Raw genomic sequence first — 25,412 nt, 5'->3', positions numbered from 1 at the left:
CTAAGCCTCACCACCGGACCTGGTCTCGCACCGGCGAGATCTGACGCGGGACTGCCGCCGACCGGGCCAGCTTCCGCCACAGGAACTCGTAGATCAGCGCCCGGACAAAGGCCCGCTGCTCGTTGTTGGCCGCCGCGCCGTGTCCTCCCTCGACGTTCTCGTAGTACGCCACCTCATGGCCGTACTCGCGCAGCCGGGCCGCCATCTTGCGCGCGTGCCCCGGATGCACCCGGTCGTCCCGGGTCGAGGTCACGAACAGGACCGGCGGGTACGGGCGGTCACCACGGACGTTGTGGTACGGCGAGTACCCGCGCAGGTAGGCCCAGTCCTCCTGCCGGTCCGGGTCGCCGTACTCGGCGATCCAGGAGGCCCCGGCCAGCAGCCGGTGGTATCGCCGCAGGTCCAGCAACGGCACGCTGGCGACGACCGCCCCGACCAGCTCGGGGTACCGGGTCAGCATCACGCCCATCAGCAGTCCGCCGTTGCTCCCGCCCTCGATGCCGAGCTGCGCCGGGGTGGTGATCCCGCGCGCCACCAGGTCGGCAGCGACCGCCGCGAAGTCCTCGTACGCCCGGGGTCGGTTCTCCCGCATCGCTGCGCGGTGCCACTGCGGGCCGTACTCCCCGCCGCCGCGGATGTTCGCCACCACGTACGAGCCGCCCCGCGCCAACCAACCCCGGCCGACGACCCCGCTGTAGTACGGCGTCTGGGACACCTCGTACCCGCCGTAGCCGGTGAGCAGGGACGGCCCGGCGGGCGCGCTCGGATCCCCGACCACGAAGTACGGCACGCGGGTGCCGTCGTCGGAGGTGGCGAAGAACTGGCGCACCGCGTGGCCGCCGACGTCGAAGAACTCCGGTTCCCGCTTGAGCGTCTCGACCGCGCCGCCGATGTGGCCGTGCAGGAGCGCCGCCGGTCGAAGGAACCCTTCGGAGGCGAGCAGGTAGGCGTCGCTGTGGTCGGGATCGGTGCCCACGATCTCGCTGTGGTCGAGCTCCGGCGTTCCGGGCAGTGGCTCCCGCCGCCAGCCTGTCCCGTCGGGCGTCAACACCTCCAGCCGGCTCTTCACGTCGGCGAGGGTGGCGAGGATCAGGTGGTTGCGGGTCCGGGTGTAGGAGTCTAGCGCGGTGTGGGCATCGGGCTGGAACAGCACCGTCAGGTCCCGTTCGCCGGCGAGGAACGCGTCGAACCGGACCGCGAGCAGGGCGCCCGCGGGATGGGTCACCCCGCCGACCGTCCACCGTGAACGCGGTCGGACCAGCAGCCACTCTCGGTGCGGTTGCCACTGGGCGTCCGGCGGCACGGCGATCAGGATCCGCTCGCCCGCCTCCGTCAGCAGGTAGCTCTCGCTGCGGTAGAAGTCGAGCCGGCGACCGGCGAAGTCGCGCTCGTACCCAGGTGTCGGGTCGTGCGACGCCCACACGCACACGTCGTCGGCGCGCCCCTCGTGGACGACAGCGGCCTCGGACAGAGGTGTGCCGCGCCGCCACCGCTTCACGATCCGTGGATAGCCGGAGGAGGTAAGCGAACCGGGCCCGAAGTCGGTGGCGACGTACACGTGGTCGGCATCGATCCAACGGACGTCGCTCTTCGCCTCGGGCAGACTGAAGCCGTCCTCCACGAACGCCCGGCGCCGCAGGTCGAACTCGCGTACCACAGCCGCGTCGCCGCCGCCCCGGGAGAGGCTGATCAGGCACCGCTCGTAGCCGGGCCGCAGCACCGTGACGTCCTGCCAAACCCAGTTCTCGTCCTCGGCGGCGGCCAGGGCATCGACGTCGAGCAGCGTGTCCCACTCCGGCTCGCGCCGGCGGTACTTGTCGAGGGTCGTGCGCCGCCACACCCCGCGCGGGTGCGCCGCGTCCTTCCAGAAGTTGTAGAGGGCGTCACCGCGCCATCGCGGCCACGGGACGCGGTCGTCGGCGTCGAACACCTGCCGGATCTCGTCCCGCAGGCCGACGAACGTCTCGCTGCCGGTCAGGGCGGCGATGGTTTCCTCATTGCGGTTCCGGACCCACAGGGCAGCGTCCGCGCCGCTGCCAAGATCTTCCAACCAGAGGTACGGGTCATCGCCCTCACCGGCCAGCGTCGCCACCTCGCCACTATCCCGACGAACGACCGGTACGGATGCCCGGATGTCGGCATGGCGACTCAACGTCGTCCGACGTCACGCGCAGGTCAGCCGCGAGGCAGCACACCCAGGAGGGTCGCGGTCAGCGCCTGCCTCAAGTGGTCCTTCATCGACAGGTGCAGCGGGGCCAGGTCGGGTTCGGCCTCGTACGCAGCCAGCAGGCTGGGTGGGGGCGTGCTGTACGCCGACAGCGCGCCGGCCATGACCATTGCCTGGAGGCTGAACAGCGTGGCGTCGCCGCCCAGCTCCGGCAGGTACTTCTCGATCAGGGCGGTCATGGTTGTCAGGCGCTCCAGTGAGGCGCGCTTGTAGCGTGTCACGACCTCGACGGAGACGTTGTGTTCCAGGACGCTCACCTGCGCGCCGAAGAGGTCGCACATCGCCACTCGGCCGGAGAGTGAGTGGCTGAGGATCTCGGCCACCGCTGCCGCCCGCTCGGCCATGGGCAGGTTCTCGTCGACGCCGGCAGCCAACTCCCCCGCCAGGTCCGTCAGCCACTCCTGCAGATAGCGGTTCAGCAGTTCCAGCAGCACCGCTTCGCGGGATTCGAAGTAGCGCAGCACGTTCGGCTTCGCGAGGCCCACCCGGCGGCTGAGTTCGTTGAGGGTGACAGCGGCCACCGGCATCTCGTCGAGCATCGCCGATGCCGCGTCGAGGATCGCCTGTCGGCGGATCTCCCGCTGCTCTTCGGTGCGCGCCCGCTGGAAAGTCACGATCACAGCCTAGCTTAGATACCGACGGTACGTTGACAACGTACCGTCGGTACCCTAGCGTGGCCGCAACAAGATACTTCCGGTACGTTAGACACGTTGGGAGCCTGACATGGGCGAGAAGTGGACGACCGCGAACATTCCAGACCAACGCGGGCGGGTGGCAGTCGTGACCGGGGCCAACACCGGGCTGGGGTACGAGACCGCGAAGGCGCTGGCCGAGCGCGGGGCGTCGGTGGTGCTCGCCGTCCGCAACGTCGAGAAGGGCGAGCAGGCCGCGGCCCGCATGAGCGGCGACGTGACAGTGCAGGCGCTGGACCTGACCTCGCTCGACTCCGTCCGGAGCGCGGCGGCGGCGCTGCGGTCCCGGTTCGACCAGATCGACCTGCTGATCAACAACGCCGGCGTGATGTACACCCCGAGGGAGACCACACAGGACGGCTTCGAGATGCAGTTCGGCACCAATCACCTCGGCCACTTCGCGTTCACCGGGCTGCTGCTGGACCTGATGCTGCCGGTGCCCGGCTCCCGCGTGGTGACGGTAAGCAGCACCGGCCACCGCATCCAGGCCGCCATCCACTTCGACGACCTCCAGTGGGAGCGGTCGTACAGCCGGGTCGGCGCCTATGGTCAGTCCAAGTTGGCCAACCTGATGTTCACCTACGAGTTGCAGCGCCGCCTTTCCACACACGGCACCACGGTCGCGATGGCCGCGCACCCCGGCGTTTCCAGCACCGATCTGGCCCGCAACATCCCCGCGGCCATCCGACTTCCGCTGACCTGGCTCGCGCCGCTGATCCTTCAGCCGCCGGCGATGGGCGCGCTGCCCACCCTGCGCGCCGCCACCGACCCCGCCGCGCTGGGCGGCCAGTACTACGGTCCCGACGGACTCAACGAGGTCAAGGGCCATCCCCGACTTGTCACCTCCAGCCCGCAGTCGTACGACGTCGCCGTCCAGCAGCGGCTGTGGGCCGTCTCCGAAGACCTCACCGGGGTGCGGTTCCCCGTCGGTCAGTCCGTCCGACCGGCCGTCACGGCGTAGACGGGGACGCCGTCCGCGCCCCGAGGTGCTGCCCGCGCCGGCTCAGTGGCGTCACGGGGTGACCGCGTCCCACAGGTGCGGGTGCCGGGTCAGGTGGAGCAGCCGCTCCGCCAGCCGTCGACGGGGGAGCTTCTGCGTCGAGGCACCCCACAGGGGCGCGGTGCTCATCCCGTCCGCCGCTGCCACCACAAGCGCCAGCACGTCGGCGGGCAGCCCATCGGCGGCGAGCGCCGCGTCCCACCGTTCCGCGTCGGCCCGGGCGAGTTCGGCGACCGCCGGCAGAGTCATGAGCTGGGTGATCAGAGCCAACGATTCGCGTACGTCGGTGTCGTCATCGGCCGGCACCACCGCCGCCCGGATGTAGGCGCGGGTCAGTCGGCCGGGTGCGGTGTCCGACGGGTCCAGCGCGGCGTCGATGCTGGCATGGAAGGCGGCGAGCTGATCCCGGGCCAGCTCCAGGATCAGCTCGTCCTTGCTGGCGAAGTGGTAGATCAATCCGCCCTTCGAGACGCCGGCGAAGCGGGCGATGTCGTCCAGCGAGGCATGGATCCCCCGGGTGCGTACGGCCTCCGCTGCCGCGTCCAGCAGCGCCCGTCGGGTGTCCTGCGGTGAGCGACCGGCTGTGCGTCCCACAGCGTCACCGTACCGACGGTCGCGGCGTGCGCGGCGACGGGATCAGCGCCCAGGCCAGCAGCGCCGCCGCAAGGGTCAGCGCCGCAGCGACAAGCGAGGTGACCTGCATGCCGGTGATGAACGCGTCCCGCGCACCGGCTGCGGCCTGCGGTTGCAGCACCTGAAGCGCCGAGCCCAGCGAGTCGCGGACCCGGGCCGCGTCCTCGGGCGGCAGCCCGGCCGGCACGCTCACGTTGCTGCGGTACACGAGCGACAGCAGGGAGCCCAACACCGCGATGCCGAGCACCACGCCGAGTTCGTTCGCGGTCTCGGTGATCGCCGAAACGGAGCCGGCCTTGCGTGGTGGCGCGGCCGAGAGGATGGCGTCGCCGGTCAGCGCCATCGCCAATCCGATCCCGAGGCCGATGGGCACGAGCGCCAGACCGAGCCACAGGTACGGCCCGTGCGCGGCCGCCGCCACCGCTGCCAGTCCCGCGGCGGCCAGGCCCAGTCCAAGCGCGATGGCCCTGCCCCGGCCGAGCCGGGCCACGACCTGCGCGATGATCGCGATGACGACGATCGAAGCCAGAGTCGCGGGCAGTTCGGCGAGACCTGCCTGAAGCGGGCGGAGCCCTCGGCCGAACTGGAGGTACTGCGAGAAGAAGAACAGCAGCCCCACCAACGCGAAGATGGAGATGACGTTGGCGACGACCGCCCCGGAGAACGCCGCGTTGCGGAACAACTCGACGTCGAGCATTGGTTGCTCCAGCGTCCGCTGACGCCGTACGAACAGCACGCCGGCCACCAGCCCGGCGAGCACACACGACACCGTCACGCCGTCGACGCCAGCCCCGACCACGTGCTTGATGGCGTACACCAGGGGCACGATCGCCGCCATGGACAGCACCGCGGAGGGCACATCGAAGCGGCCCGGTTGCGGATCGCGTGACTCCGGCAGCAGAAAAAGACCAGAGACCACCACGAGGATCATCACGGGTACGTTGATGAGGAACACCGAACCCCACCAGAAGTGCTCGAGCAGGAACCCGCCCACAAGCGGCCCGATCGCCGACCCCGCGCCGAAGGCTGTGGACCAGATCGCGATCGCCCGGGTCCGTTCGCCGCTGTCGGGGAAGATGTTGCGGATCAGCGACAGCGTGGACGGCATCAGCGTCGCGCCCGCCACACCGAGCAGCAGACGCGCCCCGATCAGGGCCTGCGCGCTGGGGGCGAACGCGGCCAGCAGCGATGCCGCACCGAACGCCACCGACCCGATCAGCAGGATGCGCTTACGCCCGAACCGGTCGGCCAGGTTGCCCATCAGCACGAGCAGGCCCGCCAACGTCAGCGAGTAGATGTCGCCGATCCAGAGGACCTCCTCCGCGCTCGGCGCCAGGCTCGCTGTCAACGCGGGCACCGCCAGCGAGAGCACCGTCCCGTCGATGGCGAGCAGCAGCACAGCCGCAGCCAGCACGGCGAGCGCCGCCCACCGTCGGCGGGCAGTCAACACCGGCCCGGCGGCCGGGGTCGCGGAGAAAGTCACAGGGGAAATGTACCGACCAGTCGGTGCAGTTCGTCAGGGTGACCTGTGCCACTTGCCCGTTTTGCGGAACCCGCTGGAATACATGATTCGTCATGTAAGTTGAGCCGGGTACGCCGCCCCAGACGGAGGGCACACGACATTCGAGGACACGGATCATGTCTGAGCTTCGGACAGTAGCCATCACCGGCGCAGCAAGCGGCCTGGGACGCGAACTCGCCCTGCAGTTCACGGGACTGGGCTACACGGTCTACGGGACCGCCATCTCGGCAGAAGAGGCCGCTGGCCTCGCGGGCGAGCAGGGCATCGTCCTGAGCGTCGTCGACATCACCCACGACGCGGCCGTCCGTACCTGGGCGGACGAGGTCGGTAAGGCCGTGGGCGACCACGGCCTTGACATCCTGGTCAACAACGCCGGCATCCTCACCCCCGGCCCGCTGGAGGCACTGCCGATCGACGAGGTACGTCGGGAGTTCGACGTCAACGTCCTCGGCACCATCTCGGCGACCAACGCCTTCCTGCCGCTGCTGCGCGCCGCCCACGGGCGCATCGTGCTGATCGGCGCGATGACCGGCCGCTTCCCGCTTCAGTTCAACGGACCGTCGAGCGCGACAAAGGCGGCACTCGAGGCGATCGCCGACGTCTACCGCAACGAGCTGCGCCCGTTCGGCGTTGACGTCGTGATCGCCCAGGCCGGGAACATGCTCACCGGCGGCCCCGCCAAGACCGCCGCAGCACTGGAGCGCGTCGCCTCGGCCTTCACCCCGGAGCAGGCCAACCTCTACGGGGAGAGCTTCACCGCCTTCGCGGACGCGCTCAACAGCATGCAGAGCTCCGGCCTGCCCGCCGTGGACGCCGCGGAGTGGGTCATCCGCCTCGCCACCGAGCAGCCCGCCCCGAGCCGCGCCCCCGTTGGGCACGACGCCGAGGACATCCTGCGCCGCGTCGCGACCGAGAGCGACGCGCAGCTCGACGCGCTGCGCACCGAGCTGCTCGGCCCTCGCGCCTCCTGACCGCCGTCCCGGCAGCGTCCATGATCAGGGCCAGGGACACCTGACCACCCCTCGGAAAGGTATCGCCATGCAGTTCGGCATTTTCTCCGTCAGTGACGTCACCCGAAACCCGGTCACGGGGGTCACCGTCAGCGAGGCGGAGCGCATCGACGCCATGACGCAGATCGCGGTAAAGGCCGAGGAGGTCGGTCTGGACGTCTTCGCGATCGGCGAGCACCACAACCCGCCGTTCTTCTCCTCCTCCCCGGCGGCGTTCCTGGCCCATGTCGCGGCGCTGACCAAGCGGATCATCCTCTCGACGTCGACCACGCTGATCACCACGAACGATCCGGTGCGGATCGCCGAGGAGTACGCGATGGTCCAGCACCTGGCCAAGGGCCGGCTGGACCTCACGCTCGGCCGCGGAAACACAGTGCCCGTCTACCCCTGGTTCGGTCAGGACATCCGTCAGGGCCTGCCCCTGGCTCTGGAGAACTACAACCTGCTGCACCGGCTGTGGCGCGAGGATGTCGTGGACTGGGAGGGCTCGTACCGCACGGCCTTGCAGGGCTTCACCTCGACGCCTCGGCCGTTGGACGACGTGCCACCGTTCGTCTGGCACGGCTCGATCCGGACGCCCGAGATCGCCGAGCAGGCCGCCTACTACGGCAACGGCTTCTTCGCCAACAACATCCTGGCGCCTACCGGCCACTTCCTGCCGCTGGTCAACCTCTACCGCAAGCGCTTCGCGCACTACGGCCACGGGACCGAGGAGCAGGCGATCGTCGGCCTGGGCGGCCAGGTCTTCCTTGCCCGCAACTCACAGGACGCCTTCCGCACGTTCCGCCCGTACTTCGACGAGGCCCCGGTCTACGACCACAGCCTCTCGCTGGAGACCTATGCCGAGCGCACCCCGCTCAGCGTCGGCAGCCCGCAGCAGGTCATCGACAAGACCCTCGAATCCCACGACCTGTTCGGTGACTACCAACGCCAACTCTGGGTCGTGGACCACGCTGGCCTCCCGCTGAAGATCGTCCTGGATCAGCTCGATCTGCTCGGCGAGGAGGTCGTCCCCGTGCTGCGCAAGGAGTTCGCCTCCCGTCGATCCCCGCACGCTGCCGAGGCCCCCACCCACGAGCGCCTGGTGCGGCAGAAGTACGGCGACACACCGCCGCGCCAGCCCCGCCCCAACGCCAACCGTGGCGACAACGTCACGGGCACCTCGCCGTACCAGGACAGCGACCCCAGCGCGCCCGCGATCTACCCAGTGATCAAGTGAACGCCGAGGCACGCCTGGCCAACGAGGCATGGGAAGCCCTCTTCCGGGCCCAGGTCGTCCTCGCCCGCCGGTTCACCGACGACGACATCTGGCACGAACTCACACCCAACGAGTACGACGTCCTCTACACCCTCAAGAAATCACCCCAGGGCCTGAGCATGACCGAGATCAACCGCGGCATTCTCCTGACCCAGGCCGGAGTGTCGCGGCTGTGCAACCGCCTCATCCAGCGCGGGCTCGTCAGCCGGGGCTGCGATCCACGCGACCGTCGCGCCTCCGTGCTCACGCTGACCGAGGAGGGGGTCGAACTCCAACGCGCCGTCGGCGCCCGCCACGCCGCCGCCGTCACGGCCGCCATGACCGAGGCCCTCGCCCCGGACCAGCTCGTCCAGCTCCGCGCCCTCGCCCAACAGATCGTCGACAGCGCCGCCCCGGGCCCGCCCCGGCACGACAGTCAGGAACCCTCATGACCGCCCTCCCCTCGGCCCTCGAAGCCGACGACACCCCACCCCGCCGCATCGTCGTCGTCAACGCGGGCATCGGCACGTCCTCGTCATCGCGTCGGCTCGCTGACCGCATCGCCCAGAAGGCGCTCGACCAGCTCACCGGCCAGCGCGTCCCGGCCACCGTCTCCGTCATCGACCTGGGGCCACTCGCCGGCGAGATCTCCCACGCGATCGTCAGCGGATACCCACAGGGTGAACTCCTCACCGCGATCCAGACCCTGGCCGCGGCCGACGGCGCCGTCTTCACCACGCCCGTCTACAAGGCCGGCATCAGCGGTCTGCTCAAGTCTTTCGTCGACATCCTCGACAACGACCTGCTCATCGCCACACCGATCGCGCTCGCCGCGACCGCGGGCACCTCGCGCCATGCCCTGGTCATCGACGACCAACTGCGTCCGCTCTTCGCGTTCATGCGTGCCCTGCCGGTCCCGACCTCGGTGTTCGCCGCCCCCGAGGACTGGGCCGACCCCACCCTCGGCCGGCGGATCGACCGGACCGCCGTCGAGTTGGCGACCCTCGTCGCGAGTTCGATCCGCAGTGCCATCACCGGGCAGGGATGGGACCGCTACCAGCACACCTGGGGCGGCAACGCCCGACCGGACCGGCCGCAGGAGGTCGACTTCGACACCGACCTCATGCGCCTAGCGACCGGCGGCGCGGCCATGCCCGGCACCTCGACCGTGACCGGCAGCTCGGCAATGACCGACCGCGGGGCCGGTGCCGCCTGACGTGCTGCGGGAGCGGAGCCGTCGCGGCACCTCACGTTCCTCGGTCCGCGCGTCCTGCGAGGTCGCGCCGAAATAGCGGTGCGGAGGTGCCTGCGGCTGGCGAATGGGTAAAGGTGGGCGATGAAGTCCACCTGGAAGCCCCACGAGCAGCACGGCAGTCTCTCCGAGAAGGACAAGCGCGAGCTGCCGGCGACAGTCTTCGCGTTTCCGGACGAACGCAAGGAACCGCTTACCGACGCGGCACACGTCCGAAACGCCATCGCCCGCTTCGACCAGGTGCAGGGCGTGGACGACGCCGATCGTGACCTGGCGTTCCAGAATATTCTCGCCGCGGCTGCACACTATGGCGTCGAGGTCGCCGAGACCGACTGGCACCAGCTGGGTCGGCTACCCCACACGCCGAACCCCGCCCACTGACCGGACGACCGCGCGGCGGGGCGGTGGCTCGGCGTCAGGGTAGTTTCCTGCAATGAGTGATGACAGCTTCCGCTCGGTGACGGTCGAGCGCACCAGCGTGGGGCGATACGTCGCGCGCAACGTCCGCGGCGGATCGCTGTCGATGGGCACCGGCGAGGACGCCAGCTTCACGCCGGTGGAGCTGCTCCTGGCTGCCATCGGCGGCTGCACCGCGGTGAACGTGGACCACATCACCAGCCGTCGCGCCGAGCCGACGCAATTCTCCGTGAAGATCAGCGGCGACAAGATCCGGGACGGGGCCGGCGGTAGCCGCATGCGCGATCTCACCGTCGAGTTCACAGTGACGTTCCCCGAGGGCGCGGACGGTGACCGGGCACGCGAGGCGCTGCCCCGGTCGATGCGGCAGTCGCACGAACGACTGTGCACCGTCTCCCGTACCGTCGAACTGGGCACTCCCGTCGCGGTCGTCGATGCGGCTGGAGCCGCCGCCGACTGAGCGGTCGGGCCGGGACGAAGGCGACAGTGCCACATCCCGTACGGCCGATGTGGCTGCCCGATCGTGGTTCAGGCCAGTGCCTGGGCGATGGCGAGGGTGTGCTGATATTCGCGCCAGTGGGCCAGTTTGCCGTCCCGGGTCCGCAGCACCCCGATGAACGGCGCCGAGGCGGTTACCCCGGTCGCCGTGTGCGTGCCGACCAGTTCGTACTCGACGACGATCACCTCGGGGTCGGCGGTCTCGTGCACGACCACGTTGCGGCAGTCGTGGAACTGGACCGGGAACCCCGCCCTGCCGGCTTGCGTGTACTCAAGAACCCGTTGCTTCCCCTCGGTTCGCGTAGGGCTGCCGGGTGCGGCGAACGGTGTCTCGATCACCACGTCGTCGGCGAGCGAGTCCTCTTCGTAGGTGGGCAGGTTCGCGAGCCACCGGGCACGCATGCTGTCGAAGATCTCGGCTGGTGTCATGGCGGCCCCCGATAATGAGTCATGACTCAATTTGTACGCCGAGGATAGTGAGTGGAGGCTCATCTTGATAGAGGGGCCGCCGTTGCGTGTCGACGCGCAGCGCAACCGGGCACGCATCCTGGACGCCGCCGAGGCGGTCTTCGCCGAGTTCGGTGCCCGCGCCTCCACCGAGGAGGTCGCGCGGCGAGCCGGCGTTGCCATCGGTACGGTCTTCCGTCACTTCCCGACCAAGGACGACCTGCTCGTCGCGATCATGAAACGACTGCTCGCGCAGCTCGTCGAGGACGCCGAAGGCCATGACCTCTTCGCGTTCTTCACGCACACGGTGGCACAGGCAGCGGCGAAGAAGACCGCAGTGGACCTGCTCGCCGGCTCGGGGGTGGACATCCGGCTTCCCGACGCGGTGGGGCACCTGGAGGAAGCGGTGGGCAGGCTTCTGACACAGGCGCAGGCCGCCGGAGTCGTCGCCGACTCGGTACGGCTACCCGAGGTGATGGCGCTCCTTGCCAGCGTGTGCCAGGGCGCTCTGCACGGTGGATGGGACAAGCACCTGCAAGCCCGTACCCTCGCGGTCGTCTTTGCGGGCCTGAACCGCGACTGACCGTCAGCCTCGTGGTTCAGGCGGCCCGGACCGGCGCCCGGTCGCGCCTTGACCTCAACCGCGCTTCAGCTTGAACACTGGCCGGGATGCTGTCTCGGCGAAGGGCGTTACGCATGCGCGCAATTCAGGTGGCCGTGTTCGGCGGTCCGGAGGTGCTGTCCCCCAGCGAGCTGCCCGACCCGGCGCCCGGCCCCGGCCAGGTCGCCGTCGGCATGGCCGCGGCGGACGTCATCTTCCTCGACACCCTGCTGCGCAGCGGCTGGGGTCAGGACTTCTTCCCGAAGGTGTTGCCGTACGTGCCAGGTGGCGGAGGTGCGGGCGCGGTGGTGGAGATCGGCGAAGGTGTGGACCCGTCGTGGATCGGTAGGCGCGTGGTCGTATGGGCCAGTACCGGGTACGCCGAACAGGTCGTGGCGAACGTCGAGGAGATCATGCCGGTGCCTGACGGGCTGGCCATCGAGGCAGCGGCGGCGCTCGTGCACGATGGTGTGACCGCGCTGCGCCTGGACCGGCTGGGTCGGCCGGAGAAGGGCGAATGGGTGCTTGTGTCAGCGGCTGCCGGCGGGGCTGGATCGCTGCTGGTGCAGCTGGCCGTCGACGCCGGCGCCCAGGTGGTGGCCGCCGCGTCCAGCGACGTCAAATTGCGGCTGGCCCGCGAGTTGGGCGCCGAGGTCGGCATCGACTACACGCGGCCGGACTGGATCCACCGGGTACGGGAGGCGACCGGTGGCGGTGCCGCGTTGGTCTACGACGGGGCAGGTGGCCCCCTCGGCACTGCCGCGCTGGAGGCGGTGGCCGACGGCGGCAGGTTCGTCACCTACGGCACAGCCGACGGTTTCGCCGAACCGGACCCCGAGTCGGCCGCGCGCCGCGGCATTCGGGTGCTCGCACCGTTGCTGGACGGCCCACCGGACCAGGCGACCGTACGCGAACTGCTCGGCCTGGCACTGGAACGTGCCGCGCAGGGTCGGTTGCGGCCGGCGATCGGCGCCACCTACCCGCTGGAGCGTGCCGAGGATGCCCACCGTGCACTCGCCGAGCGGGCAACGGTGGGCAAGTCGCTGTTGGTGATCGGCGACCGGACGGCGGGATGAGGAGGAACGTGGACAAGGAGATAGCGGCAGGGCTTGCCGACGCGCGTTTGGCTGACTGGCAATGCATCGACCATGGTGGATGGATTGCGGTGGTCGACGACAAAGACGTACGCCAGGTCGTCGGCGAGGACGGCAGGCGGTACAACGTGGTCAGCCACGCCGTTCACGACGGCGATGGGCGCATCCGCATGTCGGTGGCCGTGGACGACGGGGGTCTGTCGGCATTCGTACCGCTGGTGCGAGACCAGATCATGAATCCGGACGGCACGTTCGTCGAGTGACCGCTTCGGCGTGACTACACTGCACGACCGTGCGTTCCGCCGAGATTCTCGACCAGCTCGACACCGCCGCCGAGGAATTCATGTTTCCGGACCTGGGCCACGGCTACAACTACGCGGTCGATGCCAGGCTTCACGCCTACCGCGACGCGCAGCGGTGGGCGCTGATCGTTGAGACGTTGGGATTTTCGCCCAGGGCTGGCAATCTCATCGACATCGTTCACGTCTTCGGCAACTGCCTGACCGAGGGCGAGCCGGGCTACGGCAACGACGACTTTCTCAGCCGGGTCGACAACTGGCACGAGATCGAGGACGTAGACGAGCCTGAGATCTACACCGGTTCGTCGATTGTGGTGCGAGGTCAGCGGATCACGGTGGCGGCCGAGCCGGGCGAGGAACTTGTCGACGTGCTTCGCCGGCTCGTCCCGGATCACCGGGAACCGCTTCTTGCCGACGAGGTCGAGCTGCGGCGGCGGATCCCGGCCGACCTCCCGGAGATCATGCGGCTGGACCTGTGGCACCACCCAGACCCTCTCCAGGCACCTCCCAGTGAGTCGACGACCTTCCGCCAGCTAGCCGAGGTGCTGGCGACAGGAGATGTGACACGGTACGCGCCGGACATGCCACCCAACACGCACTGGTCGCACTGGCCAGAGTCCGGAAGCCTCTAGCGGGCGGCAGGCAGCGGCAGGCTGTTCAGGGCACACCGTCGGCTGCGACCGGTGGCACGATGCGCCTGTGTCGACTTCTGCGGAGGGCTCCTCCAAAGCGCGCATCGTCACGGCGTTGCTGCGCGACGGCGACCGGGTGCTGCTGTGCCACCGATCTCCCCGGCGTCGGTGGTATCCGGACGTCTGGGACATGCCCGGTGGACACGTGGAGCCTGGGGAACCGCCCGGCGCGGCACTTGCACGAGAGCTTCGAGAGGAGGTGGGCATCGAGATCGCGGTGCCCTCGGGCCCGCCCCTGCACGAGGTTCATACCGACACGTTCGACATGCAGATCTGGCTGATCGAGGCGTGGACGGGATCTCCGGTCAACGCCGCGCCGGACGAACACGATGCCATCGGGTGGTTCACCGAAGAGGCGCTTGGAGAACTGTCGCTGGCCCATCACAGCTACCGTGCGATGCTCGGCAAGGTTCTTGCCGAGCATCGAGCCTGACCACTACTGACCCGGCCGTGGGCCCCGGCCCTAGAACGCCATGCTGCTGACGCCGACCGTCGAGCGGGGTTATCCCTCGGCACCGGGTCGGCTGTGCACCACCAGCTCGTCGATCTCCAACCGGCCGACGCGCAGTTCCCGCACGACCGCCCGGCGGATGGCGAGCCGCCCGATGACGAGCACCCCCACAGCCACGGCCCCGACAGCCAGCGCCCCGACGGCCAGGGCGCCGAGCGACGCCGCCCCCGCAGCCCGCGCGCCTGTAGCCGCCGCGCCCGTCGCCACCGCGCCGTTGGCGCGCGTCCCAGTCAACCGCATCAGGCGAACCTCTCGCTTCATACCTTCATTGTCCGCGCAACGCCGATCACCCGCGCCACAGTCCAACGTTCCTGGCAGACGAGGTGACAGGGTGGAGGTCACGCCGATCACCGGTCGACTGCGACGCGATACAAGTCGATCTCCGCTCCGCTGACGACAGTTGGATCAACTCGTGGCCGCCTACAGCCCGCAGCCGGGCCAGGTACGACGACATGCCCCGCCAGGGAACGTAGCTCCCCAGCCCTGATCATCGGCGCTCCGACGGGCTGTACAGACCCACGCCATACAGCGCGTCGATCACATCGGCGACCGCGGGATGGTTGGGGACGAGTGTCTCCAAGGCGGAGGCGAGGGAGTCCCCCGGTGCCAGGTGCCGGTAGTGCTCGAAACTCCGCACCAGGGAGAACAGCTCCACCCGGGCCGCGGTGTCGCGCCGCAACTGGTGCACGATCACCGGCGGCAGGAGATCGTAGACCTGCTCGCGGAACGTCGGCTCGGTCATCCGCGGTACGGCAAGCAGACGATCGACCAGCGCGCGGTACCCGTCGGCCGCCACGGGGGCCGACCGCGTCGCCGGGGACAGTTGTTCGCTGGACTGTCGCGGCGCCGGTACGTCGGGCATCGAAGAGGCTTCCTTCAGGTGTCGTTTCAAGGCCACGTAGGACCGGTGCCCGTGCGAATCCGGCTTGATGATCGAGAAGTGGTCGCCGGGCAGCACGCCGACCTCGGGGAAGACACTCCTCGCCGAAACGGGTGTCACCACTCCGTCGCTTTCACCGGCGTACGCGACGATCGGGATCGGGCAGGTGGCGGCCGTGACCGCGGTGGCGTGGATGACCTGGTTGACGACGATCCGGTGCGCGTCGGAGATGGCCTGGTTGAGCGGCCGCAGCTCGCGTTCCTGGGGGTGCCGCCACAGGCCGCCCCGGCGCAGGAGCAGAGCCAGGTCGGATCCGGAATTGGGACAGGCGAACAGGACGACCCGCCGGATGCGGGCCAACTCCGGCCCGCATCCGCCCGCGAGGGTGCGTGCGATCATCCGCTGCGCCACAAGCCCGCCCTGGCTGTGCGCGACCAGAACGAGTCGGGACCGATCGCCGAGGTCGTGTGTCAAATAGGTGCGAAGACTGTCGGCGATGTCATTGATGTCGGGAATACGGCGCAATGGGTGCAGTGAGACAGGCGGGCTCGGGTATTCGAAGGTATAGGGGTCGACGAAGTCGAGGTCGACGTCGGTCTCGATCAGCCGCAGAAACGGCGTCCAGGTGGCCGCCGATGACAGAAACCCGTGCACGAACACGACTCCGAGGCGCTCGGACATAGCGACAACCTACCGTGGACGGTCAGTTTCCGGGAGCGTCCGAAGTGGGGCGTTCAACGTCACCTGCTGCTTCCGGAATCGTCTCCGCGTGCGACATGATGAGTGCAGAGGCCGCATCGACGTGAGGAGACGCCACTAGTGAGCCGATCGATCGACGACATCGAGTCGGACCTGGCAGACCTCACGGAGGTGACACTTGCCGATTTGCCGACGTACGACGAGCGGATCCTCGCTCCGCCCATGCGCCGGCTATTGCGTCGCATTGACGATCCCGAAAGCATCACAAGTGGCTACAATCCTCAACGCGTCGACTGACACCTTTGGCCTGGAGTTCCTGGATGGGCGGTGACGACGCCGTGAGCAAGCCGCTCCGCCAACACCGACTCGACGAGCAACACGTCAGCGCGCTCGCCTCCGGTGGCGGTGATGTGCACACTGTCGCTCAACTCCTCGCCGTCGAGCGGAGCTGGCGTCTTCTGCAGTTGCGCGCCCTGCTCGACATCGTCGGCCCTGACCACGACACCGGTCCGCTCCCGTCCGTCCGGGCCGCCTGGGACCTGCTCACCGAGGCGGAACGACACGACCCAGCCGCTGTCGACGACCTGTTGCTGCACCCCCAGGCGGGCGTCTGGGCCGGTTACACGTTGCGGCGGCTGCGCGGCACCGCCCGCTCCGCGGCACCGCTCTGGGTAGACCTGGGCTATCTACATTCTCTCGCCGCCGCGGCGGCCCTGCGTGCCGGTATCGACTTCCGGATGACCGTGCCGGTCCGCGACGGTCACGCGGTGCTGCCGACCCTCGGTGCCGCCCCCGTACAGGGAGCATCCCAATGGGACAGCACCGAGGTGCGCGGGTCCGCCGGCAGCGGTGTCGTCAGCACGCCAGCGGGCGAAGTGCGAGTCGGCGGTGACGGCTGGCAGGCCATGTCCATCGTGAGGGTCCAAGCCGACGAGCACACCCTCGCGGTACGGCTGGACTGTCTCGACCCGTACCGAAATCTGCGGGCTCCGACGCCGCCCCGGGCGCTGAGCGACCCGGAGCTCAGTCGTTGGCGCGGTCTGCTCACGCAGGCGTGGCAGATGCTCGTCGAGACCAGCCCGGCGCTGGCAACGCCCATGGCCCGGGGTCTCTTCTCGGTGGTGCCGCAGCCACCGGCGGAGCGGTTCCGCACGATGAGCGCCTCGGCCGGCGACGCCTTCGGATGCATGACCATGTCAGAGCCGCGTGACGCCACCGAGCTCGCGGTTACCATGGTGCACGAATTCCAGCACATCAAGTTGGGCGCACTCCTGCACCTCGCTCCCCTGCACACCGGCGAGCCGGCCCGGCGACTGTACGCTCCGTGGCGAGACGATCCCCGGCCGCTGGGTGGCCTGCTGCAGGGGGTGTACGCGTTCGCGGGCATCACCGAGTTCTGGCGGGCGGTACGCCACTGGGCCTCGGACGACGCCGCCACCCTGGCGCACTTCGAGTTCGCCCGGTGGCGCCGGCAGGTGCGCGCCGTACTCACTCTGATAGCGCAGTTGCCGCAGCTCACCGAGCTCGGTCGCCGACTCGTGGCAGGCCTCACCGCGACTGCGGACCGGTGGCAGACCGACAGCGTCCCCGACCAACCACTCGCCGCCGCCCACGACGCCGTCGCCGACCATGGTGCCCGGTGGCGGCTTCATCATCTGCGGCCGCCCGCAGAGGTGGTCACCACGTTCACGGAGTGCTGGATGGCCTGCGCCGACCGGCCCGACCTGCCCGCCGTCGCACCGGCCCTGGAAGCCGACCCGAACGCCCAAGGGCTCGACGCGCGGGCGGTCCTGGAGCTCTGGCGCCTGACCGACGCCGCCGGATTCGAGCGCCTTCTGGCCGACCCGACGTCGATCGGCGCGCGGGTGACGGGCGCGCGCCCCGCCGACCTGGCCCTCGTGGCCGGTGATCGGGAAGCCGCCCGGCGCGGATATCTGCACGAATTGTCGACCGATCCCGACCGGCCGGGCGCCTGGTCCGGACTCGGGCTGATCCTGGCGCAGACCCGGCCTGGCCCGGCCGCGGAGGCCCTGCGAGACCGGCCCGAGCTGGTGAGAGCCGTACACCGGGCCGTACGCAGTCGCGGCGGTGACGCCGGCCCGGTGGAACTCGCCGCCTGGATCGGGCCGCGATGAACCCCCCGCCCACCTACAGCGGCGGCGGGTCCATGTCGCAGTTGGCCCGCCGGTTCAGGTCCACTGCGGCCGCCGTGGCCGGGTGATCATCGCCGAGAGCTCGACGGAACTGTGCCACAGTTGCCGTGTGCAGCTCTGCGGACTCCTGCTCGCGCCCCAGTTTGAGCAGGTCCATGGCCAGGTTGCCGTAGCCGGCCAGAGTGGTCGGATGCTCCGCGCCCAGGACCCGCCGCAGCCGTTCGGTCGCGTCCACGTCCCGCTCGTACGCCTGCGCGTAGTGCCCCTCGGCGTAGAGGTCGCTCGCGAGATTGAGCGCCGCGGCCAAGGTGAGCGGGTGATCGTCGCCGAGTTGCTCCCGCAACTGGGCGAAACCCTCCTCGTCCATCTGCCGCGCCTGCGCCACCCGGCCGCGCAGCCGCTCGGTAACCGCCCAGTTGAGCCGGGCGGCGATGGTGTGCGGGTGCCTGTCGTTCCGCAGCAGCCGCCGATAGCTGGCGTACACCTGCTCACCCAACTCGGCGGCACCGTCGAGGTCGCCGGTCTCCCGCAGGTCGGTCGACAGGTTCAGGGAGGCGGCGACGGTGTCCGGATGGTTCTCACCGTAGCGGCGGAGGAAGCTGTCGCGGACCTCACCGGAGATTTGGCGGGCCGCCTGGTGGTCGCCGGCTGTGCGTAGCGCCACCGCCAATGACCGCAGCGCCCGCAGGGTCTGCGGATGGCCAGGGCTGAGCTGATGACGCAGCTGGTCGGCGACCGCCTGTGCTTCGGCGCGGGCGCCCACGTAGTCGCCGAGCTCACGCCGGTCAGTGATGAGGTTGCGGGTGCTCTCCAGGGTGATCGGATGATCCGCGCCGAAGAGCTGGACGCGCAGCCGTTGGTTCTCCAGATCGATGTCGTAGGCGCGTTTCAGGTCACCGGACAGCCGCAGGCTCACGGCGAGGTTGTGGCCCGCCGTGATGCTCTCCACATCGTCCGGGCCAAGGGCTCGCACATGCCGCTGATAGATCTCCTCGGCGAGCTCCAGTGCGCCCTGGAAATCCCCGGCCACTCGACGGTCGGCGGCAACGGCGCCGAGCGCGCGCAGGAGATCCTCGTTGCTCTCCTCGACGGTCTCCTGGTAGATGGCGAGCACCTCTTCGTTGAGACGGGCCGCCTCCTCGAACCGGCCGAGGACGAACAGCAGCCAGCCCATCCAGTGGCCCATCCGCAGGGTGGACGGGTCGGCGGGGCCCAACTGGTCACGCCGGGCGTCGTAGGCCAGCCCGGCCAGGTCGAATGCGGTCTGGTGATCGCCCCACCAGTAGAGATAGCGGGAAAGGTTGTCGATCAGCTGCTGCACCCACGGGTCGGTGGAGCGGAACGCCTGAGCCGCGAGAGCGTGCGGGAACAGGTCGGCGTAGGTGCGCCAGTTCGCCGGTGAACTCGGGTCGTTCGGGTCGCTGTCGGCGAGAATCAAGTGCGCGCTGTGCCGCATCGTTGCCTGCTCGGCATCGTCGAGCCGGTCTATCAGCACTGCCTGGACCAGGCGGTGCATCTCAATCGAGTTGGTCCGATGGTAGATCTTGGCCAAGGCGTACCGGTTGATCTCCCGGATGGCCCGGTTGAGCCGCATCGGGTCGCGCCGCACCTCATCGAGTACCGGATGGACGTTGCCGGCTCGGCCCCGGTTGAACAGGGTCCGGGGAATGGGCTGAGGAGCGAGGAACGAGCACACCTGCAGGAGCCGCAGCGCTCCGGGACTGGACTCGGCCAGACGGTCGAGGGAAACGTTCCAAGCGGCGGCGACCGGCAGCTGGTAGTCCAGCGGCACCGACACTTCGAGCAGCTCGATGCGCTTCTCCTCGAACAGCCGCAGGTATTCGTCGGTGGGCATGCCGGTCTCGGCGAGCCAGGCCGCCGCCTGGTCCAGGGCCAGCGGAAGATCGCCGAGCGCCTCGGCCAACCGATCGGCGTCCTCCTCGCTGAGGTCCGGGCCACGGCGACGGAGCAGGTCGACGCTCTCCTGCCGGGCGAACACGTCCACCGCGAGCTGGCGGCCGATGTTCGACCACTGCGGATTGCGGGAGGTGACCATGATGCGACCGGATCCGCCGTTGGGGAAGTAGCGCCGCACCGCCTCCGGGCTCTCCGCGTTGTCGAAGATCAAGAGCCAGTTGGCGTACGGCTGCCCCAGCCGCAGCGCCTCCCGCACGGCCGGCACGGCGGCGTTGGCTTCCAGCCCCACCGGCAGGTGCAGGCGCTGGGCGAGCTCGGCCAGCGCATTGGCGATCTGGGCCGGACGCTCCGACGGGATCCACCAGATCACGTCGTACTCGTCCAGGTGACGATAGACGTACTCGATCGCAAGCTGCGACTTGCCGACGCCGCCCATGCCGTGCAGCGCGTGCGGCAGCACCGCCGTCACACCCTGCAGCATCTGCTCGTGCAGGTGCACCAGCAGCGACTCGCGCCCGGTGAAGTTGGGGTTGCGAGGTGGGACGCTGCCCCAGATGGCGGGCGCGCCGGATGGTGTTCTCTGCGGTACGACCACATCCGCCACGCTGCTCGACACGACTGGCGCTCCTTCTGACGTCCGATCATCGGTGCCCGCTGCCGCCACCATTGTCCCAGGAGGCGTGCTTCGCGTAGCAATGGTCGAGGGCGTTTCCGCCTCGATACCGAGCGCCTCATGCAGATGGCGCGCGCGGGCGAGGTAACGGCCGGACAGGGCGTGGAGCACTGCCTGTTCGACCCGTACGAACGGGGCGGTCTCCGGGGTCACCGGAGGCACCGGCGTGGCGTCGGGGTCATCGAGCATCCGACTGAGCCCACGGACCGCCGGAACCGTGGGCCCCAGTTGCTCGTCGACCACCCGCAGCACCCGGACCGCGTCCGCGCGACGCCCGGCCGCGAGCAACTCCTGGCGGACTCCCCGGTGGAACTCGTAGGTGACCTCGGCGCCGTCGGTCGTTGACGCCGCGGCGGCCACCGGATGCAGCAGCTCGCTGTTGAGGATCTCGGACAGGTGTGACGTCTGCGCATCCGGGATCAGGGCCCGCTGCACCGATCTCATCACGGCCAGGTTGAGCGGGGCGGCGGCGAGCTGCGTGGCGAGCGTGACAGCGGTCGGTGTGGCCCACGCGGTGAACTCGCGCACGCGCGCCCGAGCGGACGGCACCCCCTCGGACGGGGGCGGCGCGATGGTGTCCGGGAGCCCGGTGGCTGCCAGAACGGCGGGCAGATGCGCCTCGCCGCCGGTGAGCAGCCGGACCCAGGCGGCGAGCCAGCGGGGGTCCAGTTCGAGCACGGGCACCGGGATGGGGTCGCTGCCCTGGGGGCCGGAATCGTCGAGGACGTCCGGGGCCGGGTTGTGCACCTCCCACGCAAGATCGGCGTTGGCGGCACCGCCGAAGGTGGTCCGCCGCATCCGCAAGCGACGGGGCCGGATACCGGTGCGATACCACTGCAGTTGCGGCAGCAGGTGCACGATGGCGACCGGCACGCGGAGACTCCAGGCTCGAAGCAACGCCTGCATCGTCCCGGCGTGCCAGGCCGCTCCGGCGCCGTCGGACAGCACCAGCACGATCCGTCCGTCGATGGCGACCTGTCCGGCCAGAACGGCCTGCCCCGTCTGCGAGGAGTCGAACGGGACCACCTCGACGGCTGCGAAACCCTCGTGATCGCGCAACACCGCCACCACGCTGTCGACAGTGTCACCCCACACGACCATCGAGCGGACGGCATCGACCAGAACCGTCACGCCCCACCCGCCCGCCGGGGCGGGCGAAGAACCGGACAGCGGACGCAGCGCCTGAGAGATCGCCTCCCAGGTGCCCTCCACGTCATTTCCGGTCACCAACTCTCCCCTGTTCCTCGACCAGCGGGAGCGCCCAGCGCGTCGGGCCTGCGCTCCGGATCGTCCCAGAGGATCGTCAGGTGGTGGCCGATGTGGCCGTCCCGCGAAGCGGGCTCGAGCTGTAGCGCCTTGTGCCGCAATTCTTTGGCACGCATAGGCAGCTGTCCCAGGCCTCCATCACTTACCAGACTGGCGACCGCTTCCCGGAACTCGGCGCTGGTGCAGTCACCCCGATGCCAGATGATCACCGGCAGCCCGGCCCGCAGGGCCGCTTCGATCTCTTGCTGGCCGGTTTCACCACGCTGCGCCGGTGGCTCGCTGAGAACGAGTGAAACCACACGATCGTCCGCCTTGAGTTCCGCCTCTAGCCTGGTGAAGTAGTCCGTACCGCTGGGTTGGCTCCAGAAGACGGCGCTGTGGGCGGGAGCCGCGAGCAGCTGCCGCCAGCGCTGGTGCCAGGCACGGTGCCAGCGCCGGGTGCGCAGCCGTTCCAGACTGCGAACCACCACGGGATAGTCCATGGCCAAAGCGATCGGCCGCGAACTGTCGATCTCCTTACGCCAGCGGTCCACCCCGACGTTGAGCAGTTCCCACGGCAGGACGAACTCGACCACGATCGTGCCGGTCCGGTCCGACCATTCGATCTCCATCTGCTCGATTACCCGCTCCACCTCACGTTCCAGGTCGTGGAGACGGACCAGGCGGGGCTCGCCCTGCCGGGAATGCCAGAAGTCTGCGCCGTACCACTGGCGGAAATGCGACAACGCGTAGGTGTCGTCACTGCCGTCGGGGTCCAGGTGTGGCTCGACCTGGACGACCAGGTACGCCGTGGTGCCCATCGGCTGTTCACCGCCGCGGTGCAGGTATGCCCGCCGATCCTCCAGCTGTGACGTCAGCCCTTGTCCGGTGGCCACACGACTGTTCCGCAGCCGGATCCACCGGGCGTCCTGCGCGTCGACCTGGTCCTCGAGCAACGCCAGGAAGGCCATGCTCGGGGGCAGGCCGTCGGGGCCGGCGTTCTGCCCTGCCAGGTGGACGAGCGCCTGCCAGGCGTCGACGCACCACGGCGGCGGCCCAGGCGACCGGTGCTCGGTGGCGCGCTGATACAGAACGGTCAGGTTGACGGGCACGAGGTTGCTCAGGAGAGGACGCAGCTGGGTCCAGTCCTCCTCGGTCAGGACCTCAACCGCCTCCCACTCGTCCCGGAGACGCTGCAACCGGACGACCTCCTCCGTGCCCGGTTCCAGGTGCTCGATCGTCTCCACCAGGATCTGAAGCCCGTTGGCGCGCCTGCTGCAGGCACGCACCAGCTCGGCCATCTGCAGCCGCAACTCGGGGTGCTCACGGAGCGAGAAGGGACCGAGGCGATCCTGGAGTTGTTCGAGGAGGAGTTGGCGGCTGGCCGGGCCCCGCATCAGTCGGGTGCGTTCGAGCACACCGACGAGCACCGTCTGAATCCGGTGCCGCACCTGTTCACCGCTGGTCTGCGCAGTTTTCATGTACTCACAGGTTTAAGGGCATGGCGGCCCCGGGCGGGCCCCGGTCGTCACAGGCTACCTTCTGGCAGTCCCCGACGGGACCTATGACCACGATCAGAAACATGCCACCTATTGGGTTGAACGCATAGCCGCCCGGCAGTAGAACCCGCGGCCTCAGACGGATAAGACGTGCTCGACGAGGTCGGGACAGTGCGTCTTCCAGTTCAATGCCGGGCCCTTCCTCATGAGGTCCAGGTTGAGCTGACGGGCCGCTTTGATGATTCCTGGTCGGGTGAGGGCGTCGTAGGCGGATCGCATCGACGTGAAGTGCAGTCCCAGTACCCCCGGGCGGATCCGGTAGTGAGCCTCGACAGGCCGCATCAACGCCAGCCCGATGCGAGTACGAAGGTGCGACCGTGCGGTGGCCCCGTCAATGTTCAAGCGGATCTGCAGTTCCTGCGGAGTGTGCCTCTCGTGGTAGACGAACAGGGTCTCCAAAGCGTGCACCGAGACAGTGAGCAGGCGCGGATAGGTGGCGGCGCTGGTGGACGGGAGCGCGCTGACCGTCCAGTAGCTCAGCTCCGTCAGCTCCGGCACCGGCATCGCGACACGCAGGTAGGCACCGACCAGGCGAGCCAGCTCGTCGGTGAACCGCGGATCGGCCTGTAGCCGGTTGAACCGGTGCCGACTGCGGTGCTGAAGGACGGAGTCGACCGGCCGATCACCGAGGCGAACGATCCCCGGCTGGTGGTCAGCCAGCCAACGTCGCTGCTCCGCTGAGGGCAGGAGAACGTCCAGCTCGCTGGCGCCAAGGCGACCCGTGGTGTGTACAACATTGCGGAGCTGCACCCCGGCCGCCTCGCGCCGGCGAATCTGATCACGCTCCACCTTGTCGAGCTGGGCGCGGCTGACCCGTTCAAAGGCGATCTCCACCATGTCGGACCATGTCCTGCGGTGGGCGCAGAACCGTGTCACCACATCGACGGCCTGTCCCACGTAGCGCTGGCCGTCGGCGAATGTCAACTCGTACACTCCACACCGGCCACGTGCCTTGGGCAGTAGGTGAGCGATCGAGTTCAGTCCGACGATCTTCAGCCGAACAACTTCATGATCGTCCACGTGAACGACAGTAGGGCATGGGCCGTCAGTCGAAGCGCGAAGGCGCCTCACGGGCAGCGGCTCCGTGGTTTGCGTCGGCTTCCCTGCGGCTTCCCTGGCAGGTCGAGATAGGCCAGCAACCGTACTCTCCCGCAGCGCTTTGCTGTCCCGAGTCGCCTGTCGCTGGTCGTTACTGCTGCCCTGCTGCCTCCGGGCTGCCGCGCCTCGCCCACCTGACCGGCGCAGCCTTCCCACCAGCCACCAGGCCGCCAGGCCGCAGCCGAACGCCATCAGCACCAGCACCGCCAGGCTCTTTACTGGAGCGATCGGTGTCCCCTCACCGTAGACAACCCTTCGCGCTCCTGTATCCCTTGCAGGCACGGTCAGGCCGATCCGCATCCGATCAGGTGGCGTATCAAGGACCACATCGCGACGGATGATCCTCTGATCCGTGCTGACGAATGTCCCGCGCCACTCCTGACGACGGCCACCTCTCCCGGCGGCATCCACCCGTTCGGGTGTGAATGCCCCCGCTACGCCGTGTCCAGTGGCCGCCCGCCACGACGGGCCGAATTCGTCGATCGACTGCTGAACGCCGAGCACAGATATAGCCGCGATGGCGGTAACCAGCACACCGGCCAGGAAGTAGCGCGAGGCTCGCCTCACGCTCCTCGAGAGCTCGCTCTGACACATCAGCGGGTAGGCCAAAGCGAGCAAGGCTGCCAGACAACGAGCAGGACCGGGAGCTTCATGATCGGACTGTATGAGGGCCAGTCACCTCAGGTGGCCTGCCGAGGTCAGGCGTCGCCGGTCCACGGTTTCCCGACGCCAGCGCGTACCGCGCTGCCACCGGGCGGCAGGTCAAGAACGTCGATCAGGCTGGGGTCCTCGTCGACGGCATGATGCAGGTGCCCGACTTTGCCGTTGCTGCCGCTCGCTTCGGTGGCTCCGATCAACTGCCACACTCCGTCGTCCGCATCGTGACTGACGAACAGAACAGGCTCACGGTGTTCGAAGACCTCAGGGGTTTGAAGACAGACCGTGCCGAGCAGCCAGTGCCGCATCCACCATGCTCGCCGATCGTGCTGCATGACGTGGTCGGTGACCCACCAGACGAACGGCAGGTCCTCGTGGGCACGCGACTGGTCTGCGGTC

The 25,412-nt window shown here is 69.1% G+C and carries 24 protein-coding genes and 1 pseudogene; 14 read left to right on the top strand and 11 right to left on the bottom strand.

Annotation, left to right across the window (positions count from 1 at the left end; translation table 11 throughout):
• Positions 1–7: 7 nt before the first annotated feature.
• Both ADK66_RS15690 and ADK66_RS15685 read right to left on the bottom strand, forming a co-directional pair.
• The gene (locus ADK66_RS15690) at positions 8–2,152 is read right to left on the bottom strand and encodes a prolyl oligopeptidase family protein (protein WP_209273323.1); all 2,145 of its coding nucleotides are present in this window, start codon (positions 2,150–2,152) and stop codon (positions 8–10) included.
• A 23-nt stretch (positions 2,153–2,175) separates the two neighbouring features.
• Positions 2,176–2,841, bottom strand: a complete 666-nt coding sequence (locus ADK66_RS15685; RefSeq protein ID WP_053655996.1) for a TetR/AcrR family transcriptional regulator — start codon at positions 2,839–2,841, stop codon at positions 2,176–2,178.
• Between the two features lie 109 nt (positions 2,842–2,950).
• Between ADK66_RS15685 and ADK66_RS15680 the strand changes: the two genes are divergently transcribed.
• Positions 2,951–3,880, top strand: coding sequence for an SDR family NAD(P)-dependent oxidoreductase (locus tag ADK66_RS15680; protein ID WP_053655904.1), 930 nt, complete (start codon positions 2,951–2,953; stop codon positions 3,878–3,880).
• A 51-nt stretch (positions 3,881–3,931) separates the two neighbouring features.
• Here ADK66_RS15680 and ADK66_RS15675 read toward each other — a convergent pair whose 3' ends face one another.
• Entirely contained in the window at positions 3,932–4,513 is a 582-nt protein-coding gene (locus ADK66_RS15675; RefSeq protein ID WP_053655902.1) for a TetR/AcrR family transcriptional regulator, read from the bottom strand.
• A gap of 4 nt (positions 4,514–4,517) precedes the next feature.
• Complete coding sequence (locus ADK66_RS15670; protein WP_053655900.1) at positions 4,518–6,035, bottom strand: MFS transporter; 1,518 nt, start codon at positions 6,033–6,035, stop codon at positions 4,518–4,520.
• Positions 6,036–6,190: 155 nt separating this feature from the next.
• Here ADK66_RS15670 and ADK66_RS15665 point away from each other — a divergent pair, with 155 nt between their 5' ends.
• The 6 genes from ADK66_RS15665 to ADK66_RS15640 all read left to right on the top strand — a co-directional run bounded on the left by ADK66_RS15665 (position 6,191) and on the right by ADK66_RS15640 (position 10,450).
• Positions 6,191–7,045: an SDR family NAD(P)-dependent oxidoreductase gene (locus tag ADK66_RS15665; RefSeq protein ID WP_053655899.1), complete on the top strand. Its 855-nt coding sequence runs from the start codon at positions 6,191–6,193 to the stop codon at positions 7,043–7,045.
• Between the two features lie 67 nt (positions 7,046–7,112).
• Positions 7,113–8,303, top strand: coding sequence for a CE1758 family FMN-dependent luciferase-like monooxygenase (locus ADK66_RS15660; protein ID WP_053655897.1), 1,191 nt, complete (start codon positions 7,113–7,115; stop codon positions 8,301–8,303).
• Entirely contained in the window at positions 8,300–8,773 is a 474-nt protein-coding gene (locus tag ADK66_RS15655; protein WP_053655895.1) for a MarR family winged helix-turn-helix transcriptional regulator, read from the top strand. The genes ADK66_RS15660 and ADK66_RS15655 overlap by 4 nt, the downstream gene beginning before the upstream one ends.
• Positions 8,770–9,537 carry a CE1759 family FMN reductase gene (locus ADK66_RS15650; protein WP_053655893.1) on the top strand — a complete coding sequence of 256 codons (768 nt, stop codon included), beginning with the start codon at positions 8,770–8,772 and terminating at the stop codon, positions 9,535–9,537. Before ADK66_RS15655 ends, ADK66_RS15650 begins: the two co-directional genes overlap by 4 nt.
• 120 nt (positions 9,538–9,657) lie before the next feature.
• Complete coding sequence (locus ADK66_RS15645) at positions 9,658–9,954, top strand: DUF6582 domain-containing protein (protein WP_053655891.1); 297 nt, start codon at positions 9,658–9,660, stop codon at positions 9,952–9,954.
• Between the two features lie 52 nt (positions 9,955–10,006).
• Positions 10,007–10,450: an OsmC family protein gene (locus ADK66_RS15640; protein ID WP_053655889.1), complete on the top strand. Its 444-nt coding sequence runs from the start codon at positions 10,007–10,009 to the stop codon at positions 10,448–10,450.
• 68 nt (positions 10,451–10,518) lie between these two features.
• Here ADK66_RS15640 and ADK66_RS15635 read toward each other — a convergent pair whose 3' ends face one another.
• Positions 10,519–10,917 carry a nuclear transport factor 2 family protein gene (locus ADK66_RS15635; protein ID WP_053655886.1) on the bottom strand — a complete coding sequence of 133 codons (399 nt, stop codon included), beginning with the start codon at positions 10,915–10,917 and terminating at the stop codon, positions 10,519–10,521.
• An 82-nt stretch (positions 10,918–10,999) separates the two neighbouring features.
• Between ADK66_RS15635 and ADK66_RS15630 the strand changes: the two genes are divergently transcribed.
• From ADK66_RS15630 to ADK66_RS15610, 5 genes are all read left to right on the top strand, one after another.
• Positions 11,000–11,518, top strand: coding sequence for a TetR/AcrR family transcriptional regulator (locus ADK66_RS15630; RefSeq protein ID WP_231640046.1), 519 nt, complete (start codon positions 11,000–11,002; stop codon positions 11,516–11,518).
• A 113-nt stretch (positions 11,519–11,631) separates the two neighbouring features.
• Entirely contained in the window at positions 11,632–12,612 is a 981-nt protein-coding gene (locus ADK66_RS15625; RefSeq protein WP_053655882.1) for a zinc-binding dehydrogenase, read from the top strand.
• Positions 12,609–12,893, top strand: coding sequence for a hypothetical protein (locus ADK66_RS15620; protein WP_053655880.1), 285 nt, complete (start codon positions 12,609–12,611; stop codon positions 12,891–12,893). Before ADK66_RS15625 ends, ADK66_RS15620 begins: the two co-directional genes overlap by 4 nt.
• A gap of 29 nt (positions 12,894–12,922) precedes the next feature.
• Complete coding sequence (locus ADK66_RS15615) at positions 12,923–13,561, top strand: hypothetical protein (RefSeq protein ID WP_053655878.1); 639 nt, start codon at positions 12,923–12,925, stop codon at positions 13,559–13,561.
• Between the two features lie 67 nt (positions 13,562–13,628).
• A complete protein-coding gene (locus ADK66_RS15610; RefSeq protein ID WP_053655876.1) occupies positions 13,629–14,054 on the top strand; it encodes an NUDIX domain-containing protein in 426 nt (141 codons plus the stop codon).
• A 69-nt stretch (positions 14,055–14,123) separates the two neighbouring features.
• On the opposite strand, the gene ADK66_RS15605 is transcribed toward ADK66_RS15610, so the two are convergent.
• Complete coding sequence (locus ADK66_RS15605) at positions 14,124–14,372, bottom strand: hypothetical protein (protein WP_053655874.1); 249 nt, start codon at positions 14,370–14,372, stop codon at positions 14,124–14,126.
• A gap of 247 nt (positions 14,373–14,619) precedes the next feature.
• Positions 14,620–15,693: an alpha/beta fold hydrolase gene (locus ADK66_RS15600; protein WP_053655872.1), complete on the bottom strand. Its 1,074-nt coding sequence runs from the start codon at positions 15,691–15,693 to the stop codon at positions 14,620–14,622.
• 138 nt (positions 15,694–15,831) lie between these two features.
• Here ADK66_RS15600 and ADK66_RS31455 point away from each other — a divergent pair, with 138 nt between their 5' ends.
• Positions 15,832–16,008, top strand: a complete 177-nt coding sequence (locus tag ADK66_RS31455; RefSeq protein ID WP_157552534.1) for a hypothetical protein — start codon at positions 15,832–15,834, stop codon at positions 16,006–16,008.
• 41 nt (positions 16,009–16,049) lie between these two features.
• Positions 16,050–17,846: an HEXXH motif domain-containing protein gene (locus ADK66_RS15595; RefSeq protein WP_167945232.1), complete on the top strand. Its 1,797-nt coding sequence runs from the start codon at positions 16,050–16,052 to the stop codon at positions 17,844–17,846.
• Between the two features lie 13 nt (positions 17,847–17,859).
• On the opposite strand, the gene fxsT is transcribed toward ADK66_RS15595, so the two are convergent.
• The 4 genes and pseudogenes from fxsT to ADK66_RS15575 form a co-directional block, all read right to left on the bottom strand.
• A complete protein-coding gene (gene fxsT, locus ADK66_RS15590) occupies positions 17,860–21,681 on the bottom strand; it encodes an FxSxx-COOH system tetratricopeptide repeat protein (RefSeq protein WP_157552531.1) in 3,822 nt (1,273 codons plus the stop codon).
• Positions 21,678–23,180, bottom strand: a complete 1,503-nt coding sequence (locus ADK66_RS15585) for a hypothetical protein (protein WP_167945233.1) — start codon at positions 23,178–23,180, stop codon at positions 21,678–21,680. Before ADK66_RS15585 ends, fxsT begins: the two co-directional genes overlap by 4 nt.
• A gap of 153 nt (positions 23,181–23,333) precedes the next feature.
• A complete protein-coding gene (locus tag ADK66_RS31450) occupies positions 23,334–24,950 on the bottom strand; it encodes a GIY-YIG nuclease family protein (protein WP_167945234.1) in 1,617 nt (538 codons plus the stop codon).
• A 104-nt stretch (positions 24,951–25,054) separates the two neighbouring features.
• Positions 25,055–25,412, bottom strand: a pseudogene (locus tag ADK66_RS15575) (hypothetical protein); the annotation flags it as partial.

It is taken from the genome of Micromonospora sp. NRRL B-16802 (genome assembly GCF_001279555.1).
Lineage (GTDB): Bacteria > Actinomycetota > Actinomycetes > Mycobacteriales > Micromonosporaceae > Micromonospora > Micromonospora profundi.
Note: the sequence above shows the minus strand (reverse complement) of the source record. Positions and strands in the feature narration are given on the sequence as shown.

Excerpts from the sequence above, each read along its gene's own strand:
- ADK66_RS15625 (WP_053655882.1), top strand. The coding sequence starts at position 11,632 with ATGCGCGCAATTCAGGTGGCCGTGTTCGGCGGTCCGGAGGTGCTGTCC.
- ADK66_RS15635 (WP_053655886.1), bottom strand. The coding sequence starts at position 10,917 with ATGACACCAGCCGAGATCTTCGACAGCATGCGTGCCCGGTGGCTCGCG.
- ADK66_RS15620 (WP_053655880.1), top strand. The coding sequence starts at position 12,609 with ATGAGGAGGAACGTGGACAAGGAGATAGCGGCAGGGCTTGCCGACGCG.
- ADK66_RS15640 (WP_053655889.1), top strand. The coding sequence starts at position 10,007 with ATGAGTGATGACAGCTTCCGCTCGGTGACGGTCGAGCGCACCAGCGTG.
- ADK66_RS15600 (WP_053655872.1), bottom strand. The coding sequence starts at position 15,693 with ATGTCCGAGCGCCTCGGAGTCGTGTTCGTGCACGGGTTTCTGTCATCG.
- ADK66_RS15605 (WP_053655874.1), bottom strand. The coding sequence starts at position 14,372 with ATGCGGTTGACTGGGACGCGCGCCAACGGCGCGGTGGCGACGGGCGCG.
- ADK66_RS15650 (WP_053655893.1), top strand. The coding sequence starts at position 8,770 with ATGACCGCCCTCCCCTCGGCCCTCGAAGCCGACGACACCCCACCCCGC.
- ADK66_RS15680 (WP_053655904.1), top strand. The coding sequence starts at position 2,951 with ATGGGCGAGAAGTGGACGACCGCGAACATTCCAGACCAACGCGGGCGG.
- ADK66_RS15660 (WP_053655897.1), top strand. The coding sequence starts at position 7,113 with ATGCAGTTCGGCATTTTCTCCGTCAGTGACGTCACCCGAAACCCGGTC.
- ADK66_RS15665 (WP_053655899.1), top strand. The coding sequence starts at position 6,191 with ATGTCTGAGCTTCGGACAGTAGCCATCACCGGCGCAGCAAGCGGCCTG.
- ADK66_RS15585 (WP_167945233.1), bottom strand. The coding sequence starts at position 23,180 with ATGAAAACTGCGCAGACCAGCGGTGAACAGGTGCGGCACCGGATTCAG.
- ADK66_RS31450 (WP_167945234.1), bottom strand. The coding sequence starts at position 24,950 with ATGTGTCAGAGCGAGCTCTCGAGGAGCGTGAGGCGAGCCTCGCGCTAC.
- ADK66_RS15645 (WP_053655891.1), top strand. The coding sequence starts at position 9,658 with ATGAAGTCCACCTGGAAGCCCCACGAGCAGCACGGCAGTCTCTCCGAG.